At 68.0% G+C, this 16,388-nt stretch carries 18 protein-coding genes; 8 read left to right on the top strand and 10 right to left on the bottom strand.

What is annotated here, in order from left to right:
- Positions 1-3: 3 nt before the first annotated feature.
- Both CLU95_RS01305 and CLU95_RS01300 read right to left on the bottom strand, forming a co-directional pair.
- A complete protein-coding gene (locus CLU95_RS01305; protein ID WP_099789665.1) occupies positions 4-450 on the bottom strand; it encodes an SRPBCC family protein in 447 nt (148 codons plus the stop codon).
- A 116-nt stretch (positions 451-566) separates the two neighbouring features.
- A complete protein-coding gene (locus CLU95_RS01300) occupies positions 567-1,019 on the bottom strand; it encodes a GNAT family N-acetyltransferase (protein ID WP_099789662.1) in 453 nt (150 codons plus the stop codon).
- A 123-nt stretch (positions 1,020-1,142) separates the two neighbouring features.
- On the opposite strand from CLU95_RS01300, the gene CLU95_RS01295 reads away from it, so the two are divergent.
- Positions 1,143-2,171, top strand: a complete 1,029-nt coding sequence (locus CLU95_RS01295; protein WP_099789660.1) for an aldo/keto reductase — start codon at positions 1,143-1,145, stop codon at positions 2,169-2,171.
- A gap of 14 nt (positions 2,172-2,185) precedes the next feature.
- On the opposite strand, the gene CLU95_RS01290 is transcribed toward CLU95_RS01295, so the two are convergent.
- Entirely contained in the window at positions 2,186-3,079 is an 894-nt protein-coding gene (locus CLU95_RS01290; RefSeq protein ID WP_099789657.1) for a LysR substrate-binding domain-containing protein, read from the bottom strand.
- A gap of 78 nt (positions 3,080-3,157) precedes the next feature.
- Between CLU95_RS01290 and CLU95_RS01285 the strand changes: the two genes are divergently transcribed.
- Positions 3,158-4,330 (top strand): NAD(P)/FAD-dependent oxidoreductase, encoded by a 1,173-nt coding sequence (locus CLU95_RS01285; RefSeq protein WP_099789654.1) that lies wholly within the window; start codon positions 3,158-3,160, stop codon positions 4,328-4,330.
- Here the strand turns inward: CLU95_RS01285 and CLU95_RS01280 are convergent.
- The gene (locus CLU95_RS01280; protein WP_099789651.1) at positions 4,327-5,421 is read right to left on the bottom strand and encodes an oxidoreductase; all 1,095 of its coding nucleotides are present in this window, start codon (positions 5,419-5,421) and stop codon (positions 4,327-4,329) included. The genes CLU95_RS01285 and CLU95_RS01280 overlap by 4 nt on opposite strands.
- The gene (locus tag CLU95_RS01275) at positions 5,418-5,822 is read right to left on the bottom strand and encodes a RidA family protein (protein WP_373667984.1); all 405 of its coding nucleotides are present in this window, start codon (positions 5,820-5,822) and stop codon (positions 5,418-5,420) included. The genes CLU95_RS01280 and CLU95_RS01275 overlap by 4 nt, the downstream gene beginning before the upstream one ends.
- A 139-nt stretch (positions 5,823-5,961) precedes the next feature.
- Here CLU95_RS01275 and CLU95_RS01270 point away from each other — a divergent pair, with 139 nt between their 5' ends.
- Both CLU95_RS01270 and CLU95_RS01265 read left to right on the top strand, forming a co-directional pair.
- The gene (locus tag CLU95_RS01270) at positions 5,962-6,864 is read left to right on the top strand and encodes a LysR substrate-binding domain-containing protein (RefSeq protein ID WP_099789648.1); all 903 of its coding nucleotides are present in this window, start codon (positions 5,962-5,964) and stop codon (positions 6,862-6,864) included.
- Between the two features lie 8 nt (positions 6,865-6,872).
- Positions 6,873-8,168: an acetyl-CoA hydrolase/transferase family protein gene (locus CLU95_RS01265; protein WP_099797061.1), complete on the top strand. Its 1,296-nt coding sequence runs from the start codon at positions 6,873-6,875 to the stop codon at positions 8,166-8,168.
- Between the two features lie 25 nt (positions 8,169-8,193).
- On the opposite strand, the gene msrA is transcribed toward CLU95_RS01265, so the two are convergent.
- The 4 genes from msrA to CLU95_RS01245 all read right to left on the bottom strand — a co-directional run bounded on the left by msrA (position 8,194) and on the right by CLU95_RS01245 (position 10,767).
- Complete coding sequence (gene msrA, locus CLU95_RS01260) at positions 8,194-8,895, bottom strand: peptide-methionine (S)-S-oxide reductase MsrA (RefSeq protein WP_099789646.1); 702 nt, start codon at positions 8,893-8,895, stop codon at positions 8,194-8,196.
- 94 nt (positions 8,896-8,989) lie between these two features.
- Entirely contained in the window at positions 8,990-9,241 is a 252-nt protein-coding gene (locus tag CLU95_RS01255; protein ID WP_099789643.1) for a pentapeptide MXKDX repeat protein, read from the bottom strand.
- Between the two features lie 111 nt (positions 9,242-9,352).
- Positions 9,353-10,147, bottom strand: a complete 795-nt coding sequence (locus tag CLU95_RS01250; RefSeq protein WP_099789640.1) for a molybdopterin-dependent oxidoreductase — start codon at positions 10,145-10,147, stop codon at positions 9,353-9,355.
- Complete coding sequence (locus CLU95_RS01245) at positions 10,144-10,767, bottom strand: cytochrome b/b6 domain-containing protein (RefSeq protein WP_099789637.1); 624 nt, start codon at positions 10,765-10,767, stop codon at positions 10,144-10,146. The genes CLU95_RS01250 and CLU95_RS01245 overlap by 4 nt, the downstream gene beginning before the upstream one ends.
- Before the next feature lie 97 nt (positions 10,768-10,864).
- Between CLU95_RS01245 and CLU95_RS01240 the strand changes: the two genes are divergently transcribed.
- From CLU95_RS01240 to CLU95_RS01225, 4 genes are all read left to right on the top strand, one after another.
- Positions 10,865-11,596 carry a response regulator transcription factor gene (locus CLU95_RS01240; RefSeq protein ID WP_099789634.1) on the top strand — a complete coding sequence of 244 codons (732 nt, stop codon included), beginning with the start codon at positions 10,865-10,867 and terminating at the stop codon, positions 11,594-11,596.
- Positions 11,596-13,071 carry a sensor histidine kinase gene (locus CLU95_RS01235; RefSeq protein WP_099797060.1) on the top strand — a complete coding sequence of 492 codons (1,476 nt, stop codon included), beginning with the start codon at positions 11,596-11,598 and terminating at the stop codon, positions 13,069-13,071. The genes CLU95_RS01240 and CLU95_RS01235 overlap by 1 nt, the downstream gene beginning before the upstream one ends.
- 100 nt (positions 13,072-13,171) lie before the next feature.
- Complete coding sequence (locus CLU95_RS01230; RefSeq protein WP_095948677.1) at positions 13,172-14,095, top strand: crotonase/enoyl-CoA hydratase family protein; 924 nt, start codon at positions 13,172-13,174, stop codon at positions 14,093-14,095.
- Positions 14,096-14,236: 141 nt separating this feature from the next.
- The gene (locus CLU95_RS01225) at positions 14,237-15,445 is read left to right on the top strand and encodes a glycerophosphodiester phosphodiesterase (RefSeq protein WP_373667979.1); all 1,209 of its coding nucleotides are present in this window, start codon (positions 14,237-14,239) and stop codon (positions 15,443-15,445) included.
- Positions 15,446-15,474: 29 nt separating this feature from the next.
- Here CLU95_RS01225 and CLU95_RS01220 read toward each other — a convergent pair whose 3' ends face one another.
- A complete protein-coding gene (locus CLU95_RS01220; protein ID WP_099789631.1) occupies positions 15,475-16,386 on the bottom strand; it encodes a transglutaminase family protein in 912 nt (303 codons plus the stop codon).
- Between the last annotated feature and the right edge of the window lie 2 nt (positions 16,387-16,388).

The following is a 16,388-nucleotide window of genomic DNA, read 5'->3' as shown; positions in this document are numbered from 1 at the left end:
CCCTCAACCCGGAATGTTCGGCTCGACCAGCTGGGCCAGCGCAATCAGCGATTCTTGCCAACCGAGATAGCACATCTCGGCGGGAATCACCTCGGGGATGCCCTCCTGCACGACGGAGATGTCCGTGCCGCACGACACGGCGGTCAGCGTCACGGTGGTCTTCATCGTGCCCGGCAGGTTGGCGTCGTCGAAGCTCGCGTCGTAGGCAATGCGCCGGCCGGGCACGAGTTCCAGGTACTTGCCGCCGAACGAGTGGCTGTGGCCGGTGCTGAAGTTGGTGAAGGACATGCGCCACGCGCCGCCCACCACGGGCTCCATGCTGTGGACCTTGCCGGTGAAGCCGAAGGGCGGCAGCCAGCGCTCGAAGGCGCCGGCCTCCACGAAGGCGCGGTAGAGCTTGTCGGGGGAGGTGCGCAGCACGCGGTGCAGACGAACGGTGTTGGTAGCCATGGTTGCTTTCTCCTTTGAAGTTCAGAGGACGACCCTCTATGGTGACGTCGGATGAGCCCGCTGCGATTCGACAGGTCCAGGACTGGGACAAACCCTGATCGGCCCGACCCTCGAGGCTAAGCCGCTGCCTTCTGCATGAACACGCTCAACGGATCGTCCGGGTAGTCGCCGAAGCGCTCGCGCCGCGCATACCCCGCGCGCGCATAGAACGCCAGCGCCTCGGGCTGGCTCACGCCCGTCTCCAGCCGGAACAGTGCGCATCCGTGCGCCTTGGCTTCGCCTTCGAGAAAACCCAGCACCTTCGCCGCCACGCCTTGCCCGCGGTTCTGCGGGCGCACATACATGCGCTTGAGTTCGCCGTAGCCGGGGTTCATGACGAGCGCGCCGCAGCCGATGGCCGTGCCGGCGTCGTCACGCGCGACCGCGAACAACACATGCGCTGCCGACAGCGCGGCCAGGTCGATGCCGTAATGGCTCTCGGGCGGGTACAGCGGCTTCTGGTACGCATCGAGGTCGTCGATGAGCTGGATGACGTCGGGCTGGTTCGGGTTTTCAATCGAGATCTGCATCGTTCGATCGTAGCGAGCCGACGTGCTGCAAAGCCCGACGCGCGACGGGGTTCCCCGCGGCGGCCAACAATGGTTGCGTCATTCATCCGTGTTCGTTGTTCGTTCGATTCAAGGAGTAGCACTTTGGAATACCGTCATCTGGGCAAATCGGGCCTCAAGGTCCCCGTGTTGAGCTTCGGCACCGGCACCTTCGGCGGCAAGGGCGAGTTTTTCAGCGCGTGGGGCAGCACCGACGTGGCCGAGGCGCGCACGCTGATCGACATCTGCATGGACGCCGGCGTGAACATGTTCGACAGCGCCGACATCTACTCGGGCGGCGCCGCCGAATCGGTGCTGGGCGAGGCGCTCAAGGGCCGGCCGCGCGACCGGCTGCTGATCTCGACCAAGGCCACCTTCCGCAGCGGCGACGGGCCGAACGACGTGGGCTCGTCGCGCCAGCACCTCGTGCAGGCGGTCGATGCGTCGCTGAAGCGGTTGGGCACCGACTACATCGACCTGTTCCAGCTGCACGGTTTCGATGCGAGCACGCCGGTGGAAGAAACGCTGTCCACGCTCGACGACCTCGTGCGTGCGGGCAAGCTGCGTTATGTGGGCGCATCGAACTTCTCGGGCTGGCACCTGATGAAGTCGTTGGCGGTGTCGGAGCAGCGCGGCTATGCGCGCTATGTGGCGCACCAGGCGTATTACTCGCTGGTCGGGCGCGAGTACGAGTGGGAGCTGATGCCGTTGGCGCAAGACCAGGGCGTGGGCGCCGTGGTCTGGAGCCCGCTGGGCTGGGGCCGGCTCACGGGCAAGATCCGCCGCGGCCAGCCGCTGCCGGCCAACAGCCGCCTGCACGTGACGGCCGACATGGGCCCGCCGGTGGCCGACGAGCTGCTGTATCGCGTGGTCGAGGCGCTGGAGAAAGTCGGCGCCGAAGTCGGCAAGACGGTGCCGCAGGTCGCGCTCAACTGGCTGCTGCAGCGCCCGACGGTGTCGAGCGTGGTGGTCGGCGCGCGCGACGAAGCGCAACTGCGCCAGAACCTCGGCGCCGTGGGCTGGAACCTCACGCCCGCACAGGTCGCCGAACTCGACGCGGCCAGCGCGACGACGCGGGCCTATCCGTACTGGCACCAGCAGGGCTTTCTGGAGCGCAACCCGAACCCCGTCTGACGCGGTTCACCGGCTCAGGCGGGTGTCAGCCCCAGCACCCACTGCTTGAACTGCTCCAGCGCCCCGGAGGCCGGCCGGCCTTCGGGGTACGCGAAGTAGTAGCCCTGGTGCACGTCGAGGTGCCGGTCCACTGGAATCACGAGTTCGCCAGTGCGCAGTTCCTGTTCGATCAGGAGGCGCGGCGCCAGCCCCACGCCCATGCCCGCCGCCGCGGCGGCCACCACCATGGTGAACAGCTCGTAGCGTGGCCCGCGCGAGGCGTGCACCGTGTACTCCCATTCCTGCTGCGCGTACCAGTCGCGCCATGCATGGGCGCGCGTGCTCAGGTGCACATGGCGGCAGCGCTCGAAGCCAGCTTCGTCCCACTGGGCGTGCGCGTCGCGGAACGCGGGGCTGCAGATGGGCACCATCTCGCCTTCGGAAAAGATCAGCCCGCCGCGCGTGTTCGGCCAGAACTGGTCGCCGAAGTAGATCGCCGCGTCGTACGCGTGTTCCTGGAACGAGAAGGGCTGCGAGCGCGCCGACAGGTTCACCGTGATGTTCGGGTGCAGGCGGCTGAAATCGGGCAGCCGCGGGATGAGCCATTGCGTGGCGAAGGTCGGCACCACGGCCAGTTCGAGCATGAAGCCCATCTCGTGGCCGGCGCTGATCTCCAGCGTGTCGCGGCGGATCTGGTCGAGGTGGCGGCGGATGCGCGCGGCGTACTCGCGGCCCACGTCGGTGAGCGTCAGCCGCTTGCGCACGCGCGAGAACAGCGGCACGCCCAGGCGCTGCTCCAGCATCGCCACCTGGCGGCCGACGGCGCTTTGCGTGAGCGCCAGCTCGGTCGCCGCGCGGGTGAAGCTCCCCAGGCGTGCCGAGGCCTCGAAGGCCTGCAGCGCGCCGAGGTTGGGAATGTCTTTTCTCATCGCGCTATTCTGGCGGGAGCGTGCGCAGCCCAGGCAACTGCCCGGGCCCAGGCACCGAAAGACACGGAAAGGCATCTCATGCGGCGTGTGGCGATCATCGGCGGCGGAGCCATCGGCTCGGCCATCGCGTACTTCCTGGGCGCCGACCCGGCAGGCGAGGCCTTCGACATCACGGTGGTGGAGCGCGACTTCTCGTACCGGCAGGCCTCGTCGGCGCTGTCGGCCAGTTCGATCCGGCAGCAGTTTTCCACCGCCATCAACATCGAGATGTCGCTCTACGGCATCGACTTCTTCCGCACGCTGGGCGAGACCCTTCGCGTGGGCGATGACGCGCCCGACATCGGCCTGGTCGAGCCCGGCTACCTCTACCTGGCCTCGCCGGCGGGCGTCGACGTGCTGCGCGAGAACCACGCGATGCAGAAGGCGCATGCGGTGGACGTGGCGCTGCTAACGCCCGAGGAGCTGAAGGCGCGTTTCCCGTGGATCTCGACCGAGGGCATCGCGCTCGCATCGCTCGGCCTTTCGGGCGAGGGCTGGTACGACGGCTACAGCTTGCTGCAGGCCTTTCGCAAGAAGGCCGCATCGCAGGGCGCACGGTACGTGCAGGCGCATGCCACGGGGCTGCGCCGCCAGGGCCGCAGCGTGACCGGCGTGCACCTCGACCACGGCGAGACGATCGATGCCGACATCGTCGTCAACGCCGCCGGCGCCTGGGCCGCGAAGGTGGCCGAATGGGCGGGCATCGACCTGCCGGTGCGCGGCCGACGCCGCAGCGTGTTCAGCTTTTCATGCCCCGAGACCTTGCCCGGTTGCCCGCTGGTCATCGACACCTCCGGCATCTGGCTGCGGCCCGAAGGTCGACAGTTCATCTGCGGCTTCGCGCCGCCCGAAGACCGGGACCCCGATGACGCGCCGCTCGACGTCGAACACGAGGCCTTCGACAGCTTCATCTGGCCAGCGCTGGCCGAACGCATTCCGGCCTTCGAAGCCGTCCGCATGACGGGCGCCTGGGCCGGCTACTACGAGATGAACCTGTTCGACCACAACGCGATCCTCGGCCTGCACCCGGACTGCGACAACCTGTACTTCGCGAACGGCTTCTCGGGCCACGGCCTGCAGCAGTGCCCAGCGGCGGGGCGGGGTATCGCCGAGCTGATCCGCTTCGGTGGCTACCGCAGCCTCGACCTGTCGCCGCTGTCGTTCGCGCGCATTCTGGAGAACCGGCCGTTGATCGAGAAGAACATCATCTAGGGTTGCTGCTCCATCGGCTTGATGTCCCCCACGGGCGACAGCAACGCCGGGTCGAAGGCGGCGAGCGTGCGGCCTTCCTTCAGTCGCTTCGGCCAGTCGGGGTTCGACAGCGCGCCGCGCCCCAGTGCCACGAAGTCGGCGCCATCCGCGAGTGCCGCCTCGGCACGCAACGGGTCGTGCAGGCTGCCGTTGGCGACGATCGCAATGCCCGGCGCATGGCGGCGCGTGAGCTGCAGCAGGCTCGGCCCCGTATCGCCGAAGGCCGGGCGCCAGGCTTCGAACTCAGTGACGTGCAGGTAGTCGATGCCGCTGTGCGCCAGCGCCCCGAACACGGTCGCCGCACCGGCCCCGGCTTCCGGCCACTTGTGGGCGAAGTCGTTGACCTTGCTTTGCGAGATGCGCACGCCGACCGGTGCCGACGCACCCAGCATCTGCCGCACGGCACGCACCACCTCGACGGTCAACTGCACGCGGTGTGCGAGGGCACCGCCCCAACGGTCGGTGCGCGCGTTGGTGTGGCCGGTCATGAACTGGTCGAGCAGGTAGCCGTTCGCGCCGTGAATCTCCACGCCGTCGAAGCCCGCCACTTCCGTCGCCAGCAGTGCGGCCCGGGCGAAGCCGCGAATGGCCTCGGCGATGTCGGCATCGGTCATCGCGCGAGGCACCGGGTACTCGCCTTCGCCGCGGTAGGCCGTCATCTGCGTGCCGCGGGGGCGAATCGCCGACGGCCCCGCCGTGTGGTCGCGAAAGCGATTGAACTGCGACAGCGCGCCCGCATGCATGAGCTGCGCGATGACGCGTCCGCCTGTGCCCTGGATCGCCTTTACCACCGGCTGCCACGCGCGGGCCTGTTCGCGATCGCTCAGGCCGGGCTGGCGGAAATAGCCTTGCGCATACGCCGCGTCGGTGTAGATGCCTTCGGTGATGACGAGGCCGAAGCCGCCCCGCGCAAAGCGTTCGTAGTAGCGGGCCATGGTGCCGTTGGCGTGGCCCTCGGGCGAGGCGCTGACGCGTGTCATCGGCGCCACGGCCAGGCGGTTGGGCAACTGCAGGCCGTTCAGGTTCGCCTGCGAGAACAGCGGCGTGTTCATCGGGCGTCTCCCGGCGCGACGGCGATGGCCTCGATCTCGATCATCGCGTCGGGCGAGTACAGGCCCGAGACCTCGACGATGGTGTCGGCCGGGTAGGGGGCCGAGAACCACTGGCGGCGCAATTCGACGATCTTTGGAAAGTGCGACATGGAGGTCAGGAAGATCGTCACCTTGACCACGCTGCCCAGGCCCGTGCCGGCGGCCCGCAACACGCGGTCGAGGTTCTTGAAAGCCTGCTCGGCCTGGCGGTCGAAGTCGCCCTTGCCGACGATCTCGCCGTCGTCGCCGATCGCGGCCTGGCCGGACACGAAGACGAGGTTGCCGAGCTGGATGGCCTGCGACAGCAGGAAGGGCGCGTAGGGGTCGGGTTGGGTGTGGATTTGTTGGGGTTGCAGTTGCATGACGGGTGCCTTCTATGGTGAATTTCAGATCAGCCGTGGAAGTGATTTCTTCCTGCGACCCCTGGAATCTAGGGATGAGGAGAGCACCCGACAAAGGCTGATTTTTCAGTCGACAGATGAATTCAGCTAATCTGTCCGCATGCGAAGACTTCCTCCCCTGGGCGCATTGCGCGTGTTCGAGGCCGCGGCCCGCCGGCTGAGCTTCAAGGCGGCGGCCGACGAGCTGCACGTCACGCCGACCGCTGTCAGCCACCAGATCAAGCAGCTCGAAGAAGCGCTCGACGTGCGCCTGTTCGAACGCGGTACGCGGCAGGTGCACCTGACGGCCGCTGGGCATCAGCTGTTCCCCGCGCTGCGCGACGGCTTCGACAGCTTCGAGCGCGCCGTCGACGGCGTGCGCCGCCTGAAGGGCACGCGCATCGCCACGCTGTCGTCCACGGTCGGTTTCATGGCCCGCCGGCTGGCACCGCGCGCCGGCACCTTTCGCGACCTGCACCCCGAATGGACGCTGCGGCTGGATGCCACCAACCAGGTCGTCGACCTCGACACCGAGGCCGACGCGGCCATCCGATATGGCAACGGCCGCTATGCCGACCTGGTCGTCGAGCCGCTGTTCCAGGACCACTACGCGCCGGTCTGCAGCCCCGCGCTGGCGGTCGCGGCCAGGAAAGACCTGCGCGCTGTCTCGCTGATCCACTTCGAATGGGGGCGCGCGGGGCGCGACGAAACGCTGGCGCCGGTGTGGCGCACGTGGCTCGCGCGCGCGGGCCGCACCGACGTCGATGCGCAGGCGGGCCTGTCGTTCACCGAAGAGATTCACGCGGTGCAGGCCACGGTCGCAGGGCAGGGCGTTGGGTTGTTGAGCCTGGCGCTGGTGGCCGACGAGCTGGCGTCGGGCCTGCTGGTGCAGCCTTTCGAGCTGTCGGTGGAAAGCTACCGCTACGACCTCGTGTACAGCCCGCGTGCCGCCAGCCGGCCCGCGACGACGGTGCTGCGCGACTGGGTGCACCGCGAATTCGGCGCCAACGAAAAGAAGGCATAGTGGCAGGCATGACTGCCCAGACCCTGTACGCGCAAAAGCGCGTCTCCGCCGCCGATGCCGTGCGCCAGGTGCGCAACGGCGACATGATCATCGTGCCCACGGGCGTCGGCGAGCCGCCGTCGCTGCTCACGGCGCTGTCCGAGCAGCGCCGCGACTTCCGCGACGTGAAGGTCGCGCAGATTCTTGCGATGCGCAAGTACGCCTACATCGACCCCGAGACGGTCGCGCATGTGCGCCATGTGGCGCTGTTCTTCGGCGGCGCCACGCGTGCGGGCGGGCAGGCCGGCTGGATCGACTTCATTCCCAACTACTTCTCCGAGATTCCCGCGCAGATCGAGCGCGGGCAGATCGCGGCCGACGTGGTGTTCAGCATGGCCTCGCCGATGGACGCGCACGGCTACTTCGCGCTGAGCCTGGGCCCCGACTACACGATGGCCGCCGTGGCGAAGGCGCGCGCGGTCGTGCTCGAGGTGAACCCCAACGTGCCCTACGCGCATGGCAACTGCCACGTGCACATTTCGCAGGTGGCGGCGCTGGTCGAGAGCACCGAGCCCGTGATGGAAGTCGGCCTGCCCAAGATCGGCCCGGTGCAGGAAGCCATCGGCAAGCACGTGGCCGACCTGATCGACGACGGCGCCACCTTGCAGATCGGCTACGGCGGCATTCCCGACGCGGTGGTGATGCAGCTCACGGGCAAGCGCGACCTGGGCATCCACACCGAGATGATCGGCGACGGCATCCTCACGTTGGTCGAAAGCGGCGCGGTCACCAACCGCCGCAAGAACTACCTGCCGGGCAAGTCGGTCGCGACCTTCGCGCTGGGCTCGAACAAGCTGTACCGCTTCATGGACCGCAACCCGGGGCTGGAGATGCACCCGGTGAACTTCACCAACGACCCGGCGCTGGCGGGGCTGAACGACAACCTCATCGCCATCAACGCCACCATGCAGATCGACCTGCTGGGCCAGTGCGGCTCCGAGAGCCTGGGCCATGCGCCGTACTCGGGCACCGGCGGGCAGTCGGACTTCGTGCGCGCGGCCAACCGTTCGCGCGGCGGCAAGGCCTTCATCGTGCTGCCCTCGACGGCGAAGGACGACACCATCTCGCGCATCGTGCCCTCGCTCTCGCCGGGCACGCATGTGAGCACGAGCAAGAACGACATCAACTACGTCGTCACCGAGTACGGCGTGGCGCAGCTGCGCGGCAAGTCGGCCCAGCAGCGCGCGCAAGAGCTGATCGCCATTGCGCATCCGAACTTCCGGGCGGAGCTGACGGAGCAGGCGAAGCGCGCGAAGGTGCTGTGAGCGTTGGGGTGGCCCAAGGCGCTGATCAACTGGCCTTGGCCGCCCGCACCAGCGACGGCGTGGCCTTGTAGCTCTCGGGAAACAGCTTCTTCAGGTCGTCGATCTTCGGCAGGTCGTTGATCGCGATGTAGGGCTGGTTCGGGTGCAGCGTGAGGTAGTCCTGGTGGTAGTCCTCGGCCGCGTAGAAGGACTTGGCCATCTCGACCGTGGTGGCCAGCGGCTTGCCGAAGGTCCTGGCCTGGTTGAGCTGGGCGATGTAGGCGTTGGCGATGCGGGCCTGTTCGGCGTTTTCGGCGAACACGGTGGAGCGGTACTGCGGGCCGGTGTCCGGGCCCTGGCGGTTGAGTTCGGTCGGGTCGTGTGCCACCGAGAAATAGATCTGCAGCAGCTTGCCGTAGCTCACCTTGCGTGGGTCGTAGCTGATGCGCACGGCCTCGGCATGGCCGGTGCGGCCCGAGCCGACCTCGTTGTAGCGCGCGGTGCGGGCCTCGCCGCCCGCATAGCCCGAGAGTGCATTGCTCACGCCCTCGACGCGCTGGAACACGCCCTGCACACCCCAGAAGCAGCCGCCTGCGAACACGGCGGTGGCGGTGGTGGCGTCGGCCGACGCGGCCAGGTCGGCTGCCGGCGCGGGCACGCGGCGCGCGGTCTCGGCGAAGGAAGGGGCCGCGTGCCAGGCGAAAGCGGCAACGGCGAGCGCACCGGCGGCAATGGCGAAGGATTTCATGGCGGTCTTTCGTAGGGAGCGCAGATGAGAGAGACAGTGGCCCCGATCCCGCCGGCCGTCAATGGCGGCGGGACGGGGATCGGGCGAGAGGGCGTTACTTCTTCATCTCGTCCTTGCCCATCGCGTCCTTCTTCATTTCGTCCTTGCCCATGGCATCTTTCTTCATGCCGTCCTTGGCCATGCCGTCCTTCTTCATGGCGTCCTTGCCCATGGCGTCCTTCTTCATTTCGTCCTTGCCCATGGCGTCTTTCTTCATGCCGTCCTTGGCCATGTCGTCCGCGGCAAAGGCCGAGGCGCCGGCGAAGGCCATGCAGGTGGCGAGGAGGGTGGCGGTGAGCTTGTTCATGTCGGTCTTCCTGAGTTGAGGTTGGGTTTCGTTGTCGTCAAGATCGGCCTGGCTCCCTGTCGGAATTCGGCCTCGCGCTTTCTTCGGCAGTCGAGCGGCTGTGGCAGCCCCTCAGCTCCCTCCGAACCAGTTGTAGCCCTGGTCTTCCCAGTAGCCACCGGGATAGGTGTTGGTCACGTACATCGCCTGGATGTGCTTCGGGTTCTTGTAGCCAAGCTTGGTCGGCATGCGCAGCTTCATCGGGAAGCCGTACTTCGGCGGCAGCGGCTGGTCGTCGTAGCTCAGCGTGAGCAGCGTCTGCGGGTGCAGCGCGGTGGGCATGTCGATGCTGGTGTGGTAGTCGTCGGCGCACTGGAAGCCGACGTACTTGGCGCTGAGGTCCGCACCGACGTGCCGCAGAAAATCGGCAAAGCGCACGCCGCCCCATTTGCCGATGGCGCTCCAGCCTTCCACGCAGATGTGGCGCGTGATCTGGTCCTCTTGCGGCAGGGCGCGCAGCTCGGCGAGCGTCCAGCGGCGCTTGTCGGCGACCATGCCGCTCACTTCGAGGCGGTAGGTGGCTTCGTCGACCTCGCGGATCTCGTCCTCGCCGTAGTAGGCGTTGAACGGAAAGGGGCGCGTGATCTCGGCCTCGGTGTAGGTCGGTGCCAGCCGCGTCGGGCTGAAGAGCCAGCCCTGCACCTCGTCGTTGAAACGCGAGACCTTCGTCAGCGCGGCTTCCACGTGGCTGTCGTCGCTGATGCTGCAGCCGGTGAGCATCGACAGGCCGCCCAGCGTCAGCGAACGGCGCAGGAACATTCGGCGCGAGGGGGCGTCGAGCTGGCGCTCGATGAGGGCGCGGGCTTCGCGCACCACGGCGTCGCCGTCGACGCCGGTCAGGGGAGGGCGTTTGAAAAAGAGGCTCATGGGGTGTGGGGCGCGCGACCGCGCAGCATGGTGAGCAGGGTGCGGGGCACGAGCGCCACCATCACGAGGTGCACGGCAACGAAGGCCACCAGGGCTGCCATCGCCACGAAGTGGACGCGGCGCGCGGCTTCGTAGCCACCCAGCAGCTCGCGCAGCATGGGGAATTGCACCGACTTCCACAGCACCAGCCCCGACAGCACGAGCGCGACCAGGTCGACGATCACGAACAGGTAGGCCAGCTTCTGCACATGGTTGTAGTGGCGCGGGTCGGCGTGCGAGAGCTTGCCGCCGAGCGCGGCCCGCGCGTCGCGCCAGAGGCCGGCCGGCGAGAGCGGAAAGAACTTGCGCGCGAAGCGCCCGCTGGCGATGTTCAAGCCGAGGTAGACCAGCCCGTTGAACACCAGCAGCCACATCGCCGCGAAGTGCCACTGCAGCGCGCCGCCGAGCCAGCCGCCCAGCGTGATGGAGGCCGGAAAGCGAAAAGGAAAGAAGGGCGCCGCGTTGTAGATGCGCCAGCCGCTGGCCACCAGCACGAGCACGGCCAGCGCGTTGAGCCAGTGCGTGGCGCGCATCCACAGCGGGTGGATCGGTCGCTTGTCAGGGGCGGTGCGTGTCTGCATGGGCTGGATTGTTGGGCGCACCCCCTCGCCGATTCATCACGCAAAGTTCAAAGAATCGTGATAACTCCGGGGCCCGTCTCGCGGGACAATCGCGGCCATGGACACCGCCAAACGCGTGCTGATCGTCGAAGACGACGCCCACATTGCCGAACTGCTGCGCATGCACCTGCGCGACGAGGGCTATGCGGTCGAGCACGCCGCCGACGGCAATGCCGGCCTGCGCGCACTGGAGCGCGGCCAGTGGGACGCGCTGGTGCTCGATCTCATGCTGCCCGGCATCGACGGCCTCGAAATCTGCCGCCGCGCCCGCGCCATGGCGCGCTACACGCCCATCATCATCGTGAGCGCACGGTCCAGCGAAGTGCACCGCATCCTCGGGCTCGAACTCGGCGCCGACGACTACCTGGCCAAGCCCTTCTCGGTGCTGGAGCTGGTGGCGCGCGTGAAGGCGCTGCTGCGGCGAACCGACGCGCTGGCGCGCAACGCCCGGCTCGATTCGGGCAGCCTCACGCTGGGCAACCTCGACATCGAGCCGCTGGCGCGCGAAGTGCGCGTCGACGGCAAGCCGATCGAGCTCACGCCGCGCGAGTTCGACCTGCTGTACTTCTTCGCGCGCCACCCTGGCAAGGTGTTCTCGCGGCTCGACCTGCTCAACCAGGTCTGGGGCTACCAGCACGACGGCTACGAGCACACGGTCAACACGCACATCAACCGGCTGCGCACCAAGGTCGAGGCTGATCCGGCCGCGCCGCGGCGCATCCTCACGGTGTGGGGGCGCGGCTACAAGCTCGCGGCGGACGATGCCGCGCCGAAGGGCGACACGCCATGATGGCCTGGGCCACGCTCTCGCGGCGGCTGTCGATCGCGTTTGCGGTGCTGCTGCTGGCCTGCTGCGGCGCCTCGGCGTGGCTGCAGATGCGCGCCGGCGCGCAGCACGCCCAAGAGGTGACGCAGCGGCTGTCGCTCGGGCTCGCGGCCCACATCGCGCAGAACACCGAACTCATGAAGCCCGGCGGCCTCGACCCGGTGGCGGTGAAAGACCTGTTCGACAAACTCATGACCGTCAACCCCAGCGTCGAGGTCTATGTGCTGGGGCTCGACGGCCGCATCGAGGCCCAGGCCGCGCCGCCGGGCCACCTCAAGCGCGACAAGGTGGCGCTCGGCCCCATCCGCCAGCTGCTGGCCGGTGAGCGGCTGCCCCTTGCGGGCGACGACCCGCGCAGCCCCGACGGCACCAAGGTCTTCAGCGCCGCGCCGCTGCGCATGGGCGGGCGCGACGCCGGCTATGTGTACGTGGTGCTGCAAGGCGAAGACCACGACGCGCTGGCCGCCAACTTCTCGGCCGATACCGTGCTGCGCACCACGCTGTGGTCGATGGCCTTGGTGGCGCTGCTGGGGCTCATCGCCGGGCTGGTGGCGTTCCGCCTCATCACCCGGCCGCTGCGCGAGTTGACGGCGGCGGTGCGCCGCTTCGAAGCCGAGGGCATCGAGGCGCTGGAGCGTGAGGCGCCCATGCCCGCGCCGCCGCGCCGCGCCGACGACGAGATCGCGCAGCTGCAGCAGGCCTTCGAGCAGATGACGCGCCGCATCGCCGAGCAATGGCGCGAACTGAGTCTGCAGGACCGGCAGCGCCGCGAACTCTTCGCCAACATCTCGCATGACCTGCGCACGCCGCTCACTTCGCTGCATGGCTACCTCGAGACGCTGCTGCTCAAGGCCGGCACGCTCAGCGAGGAAGAGCGCCGCCGCTACCTGGAGATTGCGCTCGGCCAGAGCCGCAAGGTCGGCCGGCTTGCGCAGGAAGTGTTCGAGCTGGCGCGGCTCGAGTACGGCGTGGTCAAGCCCGAGAAAGAAAACTTCGCGCTCGCCGACCTCGTGCAGGACGTGTTCCAGAAGTTCGAACTCGCGGCCGAGGCGCGGCGCCAGCAGCTCAAGCCCGACATCGCGCCGAACCTGCCCGTGGTGTCGGCCGACCTTGGCATGATCGAGCGCGTGCTGACCAACCTGCTGGACAACGCCATCCGCCACACACCGGCTGGCGGCGAGATCGAGGTGCGCCTGCGCCCGTCAGAGGCCGGCGTGGCGGTGCAGGTGAGCGACACCGGGCCCGGCATTCCCGGCGAGCTGCAGAAGGGCCTGTTCACGCGGCCGGCCTTTGCCGATGGCGGCACGCGCGGCGGCGGGCTGGGGCTGATGATCGTGCAGCGCATCCTGCAGCTGCACGGCAGCGACATCCGGCTCGTGCCGCAGGCGGGCAAGGGCGCGGTGTTTCTGTTCCGGCTCGGGGGCGCTACAGGGCGCTGAAGGCGCTGAACCCGGCGGTCGGCGGGTTTGCCAGCGGGCGGCGGGCGATGCTACAAGCGAAGCGGCATCCCCCCAAAAGAACCGAAGGAGACCTCCGACCATGCCCGCTTTCGAGACCGTCCTGATCGACAAGGACCCGCAGCACCCGCGCATCGCACGCCTCGTGCTCAACCGCCCCGAGAAGCTCAACGCCATCGGCGACAGCACGCCGACCGACATCCGCCGCGCGGTCGAATGGGCCGAGGCCGACGACGAGGTGCACGTGATCGTGGTCGAGGGCGCGGGCCGCGCCTTCTGCGCCGGTTACGACCTGGGCGACTACGCCGAGGGCCACGGCCGCGAAGGCCAGGGCGACCATCCCTGCCGGCAAGAGAAAACGCCGTGGGACCCGATGCTCGACTACGCCGCCATGAAGCGCAACACCGAAGACTTCATGTCGCTGTGGCGCTGCCGCAAGCCGACCATCGCCAAGGTGCACGGTTACGCGGTGGCGGGTGGCAGCGACATCGCGCTGTGCTGCGACCTGCTCACCATGGCCGACGACGCGCGCATCGGCTACATGCCCACGCGCGTGTGGGGCTGCCCGACCACCGCGATGTGGACCTACCGCCTCGGCGCGCTGCGCGCCAAGCAGCTCATGTTCACGGGCGACACCATCACCGGCACACAGGCGGCCGACTGGGGGCTGGCCAACTTCGCGGTGCCGGCGGCGCAGCTCGACGAGGCCACGCTGGCGCTCGCGCAGCGCATCGCGGGCGTGCCGAGTTCGCACCTCATGATGCACAAGATGGTGGTCAACCAGGTCTGGCATTCGATGGGGCTGGAGCAGACCCAGATGTTCGCCACCGTGTTCGACGGCATCACGCGCCACAACCCTGAAGGCATGTGGTTTCGCCGCCAGGCCGAGGCCGAAGGCTTCAAGAGCGCGGTGCAGTGGCGCGACAGCGGCCGGCCGATTCCTGAAGGCGACGAGGCGAGAGCGCGCATCGCCGAACTCGAAGCGAAGCTGGCTGCGCGCGGTTGAGCGCGCTGCCGCGTGACATCTGCTCCCATGTCACGCGACCGACATATCCCCCCTTGATGATCCGGCGCGCCTGCCGTTTGTCACGTTGACGGCGGAACGATGGCGCATCCATTTCGATGGATACAAAAGGGGAGGATTTCAATGCAAATGTTCAATTTCTCGCGCACGGCCCTCGCGGCCTGTGCCTGCGCATTCATGGCTGCTTGCGGTGGCGGCAATGGCGGCGGTGGCGTGCCGATGTGGCCCATCGCACCGGTCTCGCCCCCGGCACCGGCCCCAGCGCCTGCGCCCGCCCCGGCCGAGGCTGCCCCCGTGCTCGTCATCGGCCACCGCGGCTCGCCTGCGTTGCGGCCCGAGCACACGCTGGCCTCGTACCAGCAGGCCATCGACGACGGTGCCGACTTCATCGAGCCCGACCTCGTGCCCACCAAGGACGGCGAGCTGGTCGCGCGCCATGAGAACGCCATCGCCATCGTCGATGCCGACGGCAAGGTGCTCGAAGCGACCACGAACGTGGCCGAAGTGCCCAAGTTCGCGGATCGCAAGGCCAAGAAAACCATCGACGGCCGCGAAGTTACCGGCTGGTTCACCGAAGACTTCACGCTGGCCGAGCTCAAGGAGCTGAAGGCGCGCGAACGCATTCCGGCGCTGCGCCCGGCCAACGTGTCTTTCGACCAGCTCCAGGTGCCCACGCTCGACGAGGTGATCCAGCTCGCCAAGGCGCAGTCGGTGATCAAGGGCCGCGTGATCGGCATCTACCCGGAGACCAAGCACCCGACGTATTTCCGTTCGATCGGCCTGCCGCTCGAGAAGAAGCTGCTCGACACGCTGCACACCTACGACCTCGACAAGGCCGACGCGCCGGTGTTCGTGCAGTCCTTCGAAACCGGCAACCTCAAGGACATCCGCCTGAAGAGCACGGTGAAGATCGTCCAGCTCATCGACGGGCAGGGCGCGCCGTATGACTTGGTGGCGCTGAACGACAAGCGCACCTACGCCGACCTCGTGAAGCCCGAAGGCCTGGCCGAGATTGCGACCTATGCGAACGGCATCGGCCCGGCCAAGGCGCGCGTGATCCCCGTGGTCGACGGCAAGCTCGGCACGCCGACCACGCTCGTGAAAGACGCGCACGACAAGAAGCTGCTGGTCCACATCTTCACCGTGCGCCCCGAGAACAACTTTTTGCCCGACAGCCTGAAGAAGGCGCCGAAGAACGATCCGATCGTGTACGGCGACACCGCCGGTGAGATCAAGGCGTTCCTCGATGTGGGCATCGACGGCTTCTTTGCCGACAGCGCGGCCACGGCCGTGCCGGCGGTGAAGGCCTACCGCGCGGCGCAGCCGAAGTAGTAAGTCGAACCTGAAAAGGAAAAGGGCGCTCAGCTGCCCTTGCGGCGCTTCACGACCACCGTGGCCTCGAGGCCTTCGTAGGCCTCGGCGTCGCCGTACCAGCTGCCCGAGATGGGCGCCGCCAGCGCGGGGTCGCGCGCCACGCCCACGCGGATCAGCTGGCCGCTGCCCATGAGGTTGTTGGTCGGGTCGAAGGCCAGCCAGCCTGCGCCCGGCAGGTAGGCCTGCAGCCACGCGTGGGTGGTGCCGGCACCGGTGACCGATTCACCGGGCGCCTGCAGCGCGGTGTCGTTGTCGAGCGCGGCGTCGTAGAGGTAGCCCGAGACGAAACGCGTCGCGATGCCGAGGCGGCGCGTGGCTTCCATCATCAGCAGTGCGTAGTCGCGGCAACTGCCGCTGCCCAGCGCCAGCGTTTCGAGCGGCGTCTGTGTGCCTTCCTCGTCGCGCGCCTTGTATTGAAAGCTCTGGCCGATGTGCGCGTTCATGCGCGTGAGCACGTCGCGCGTGCTGTTGGGCTGGTCGGTGTGCAGGAACTGGTGGGCCCAGCGGATCAGCGTGCCGTTGGCGTCGTCGTCGTGGTACGGGCGCAGGTAGTGCTCCAGGTCCAGCCGTTCTTCCACCGAGTAGGCAAAGGGCAGGAACTCGGCCGACGGGTCGAGCGTGAGCAGGTCGCGCTGCGACGGCGGCACGTGCTCGATGGTGAAGGAGCACACGATGCGCAGCTCGGTCGCTTCGCCCAGCGGCTGCACCAGCGCGACGGAGTTCGAGTACGGGTCTTGAATGAGCCGCGTGAGGGCCTGCGGGCTCACCTGCAGGTCGGTAGCGAGCACGCGCAGGTCGTGGCTGTCACGCGGACGGAACATCACGCGGTGCAAGCCGAAGGTGACCGGCTTGTTGTAGCGGTAGACGGTGGTGTGGGTGATGTCGTACTGGATGGCCATCG

The organism is Variovorax sp. 54 (assembly GCF_002754375.1).
In the GTDB taxonomy this organism is placed as follows: domain Bacteria; phylum Pseudomonadota; class Gammaproteobacteria; order Burkholderiales; family Burkholderiaceae_C; genus Variovorax.
This window is presented reverse-complemented; position numbering and strand designations above follow the sequence as displayed.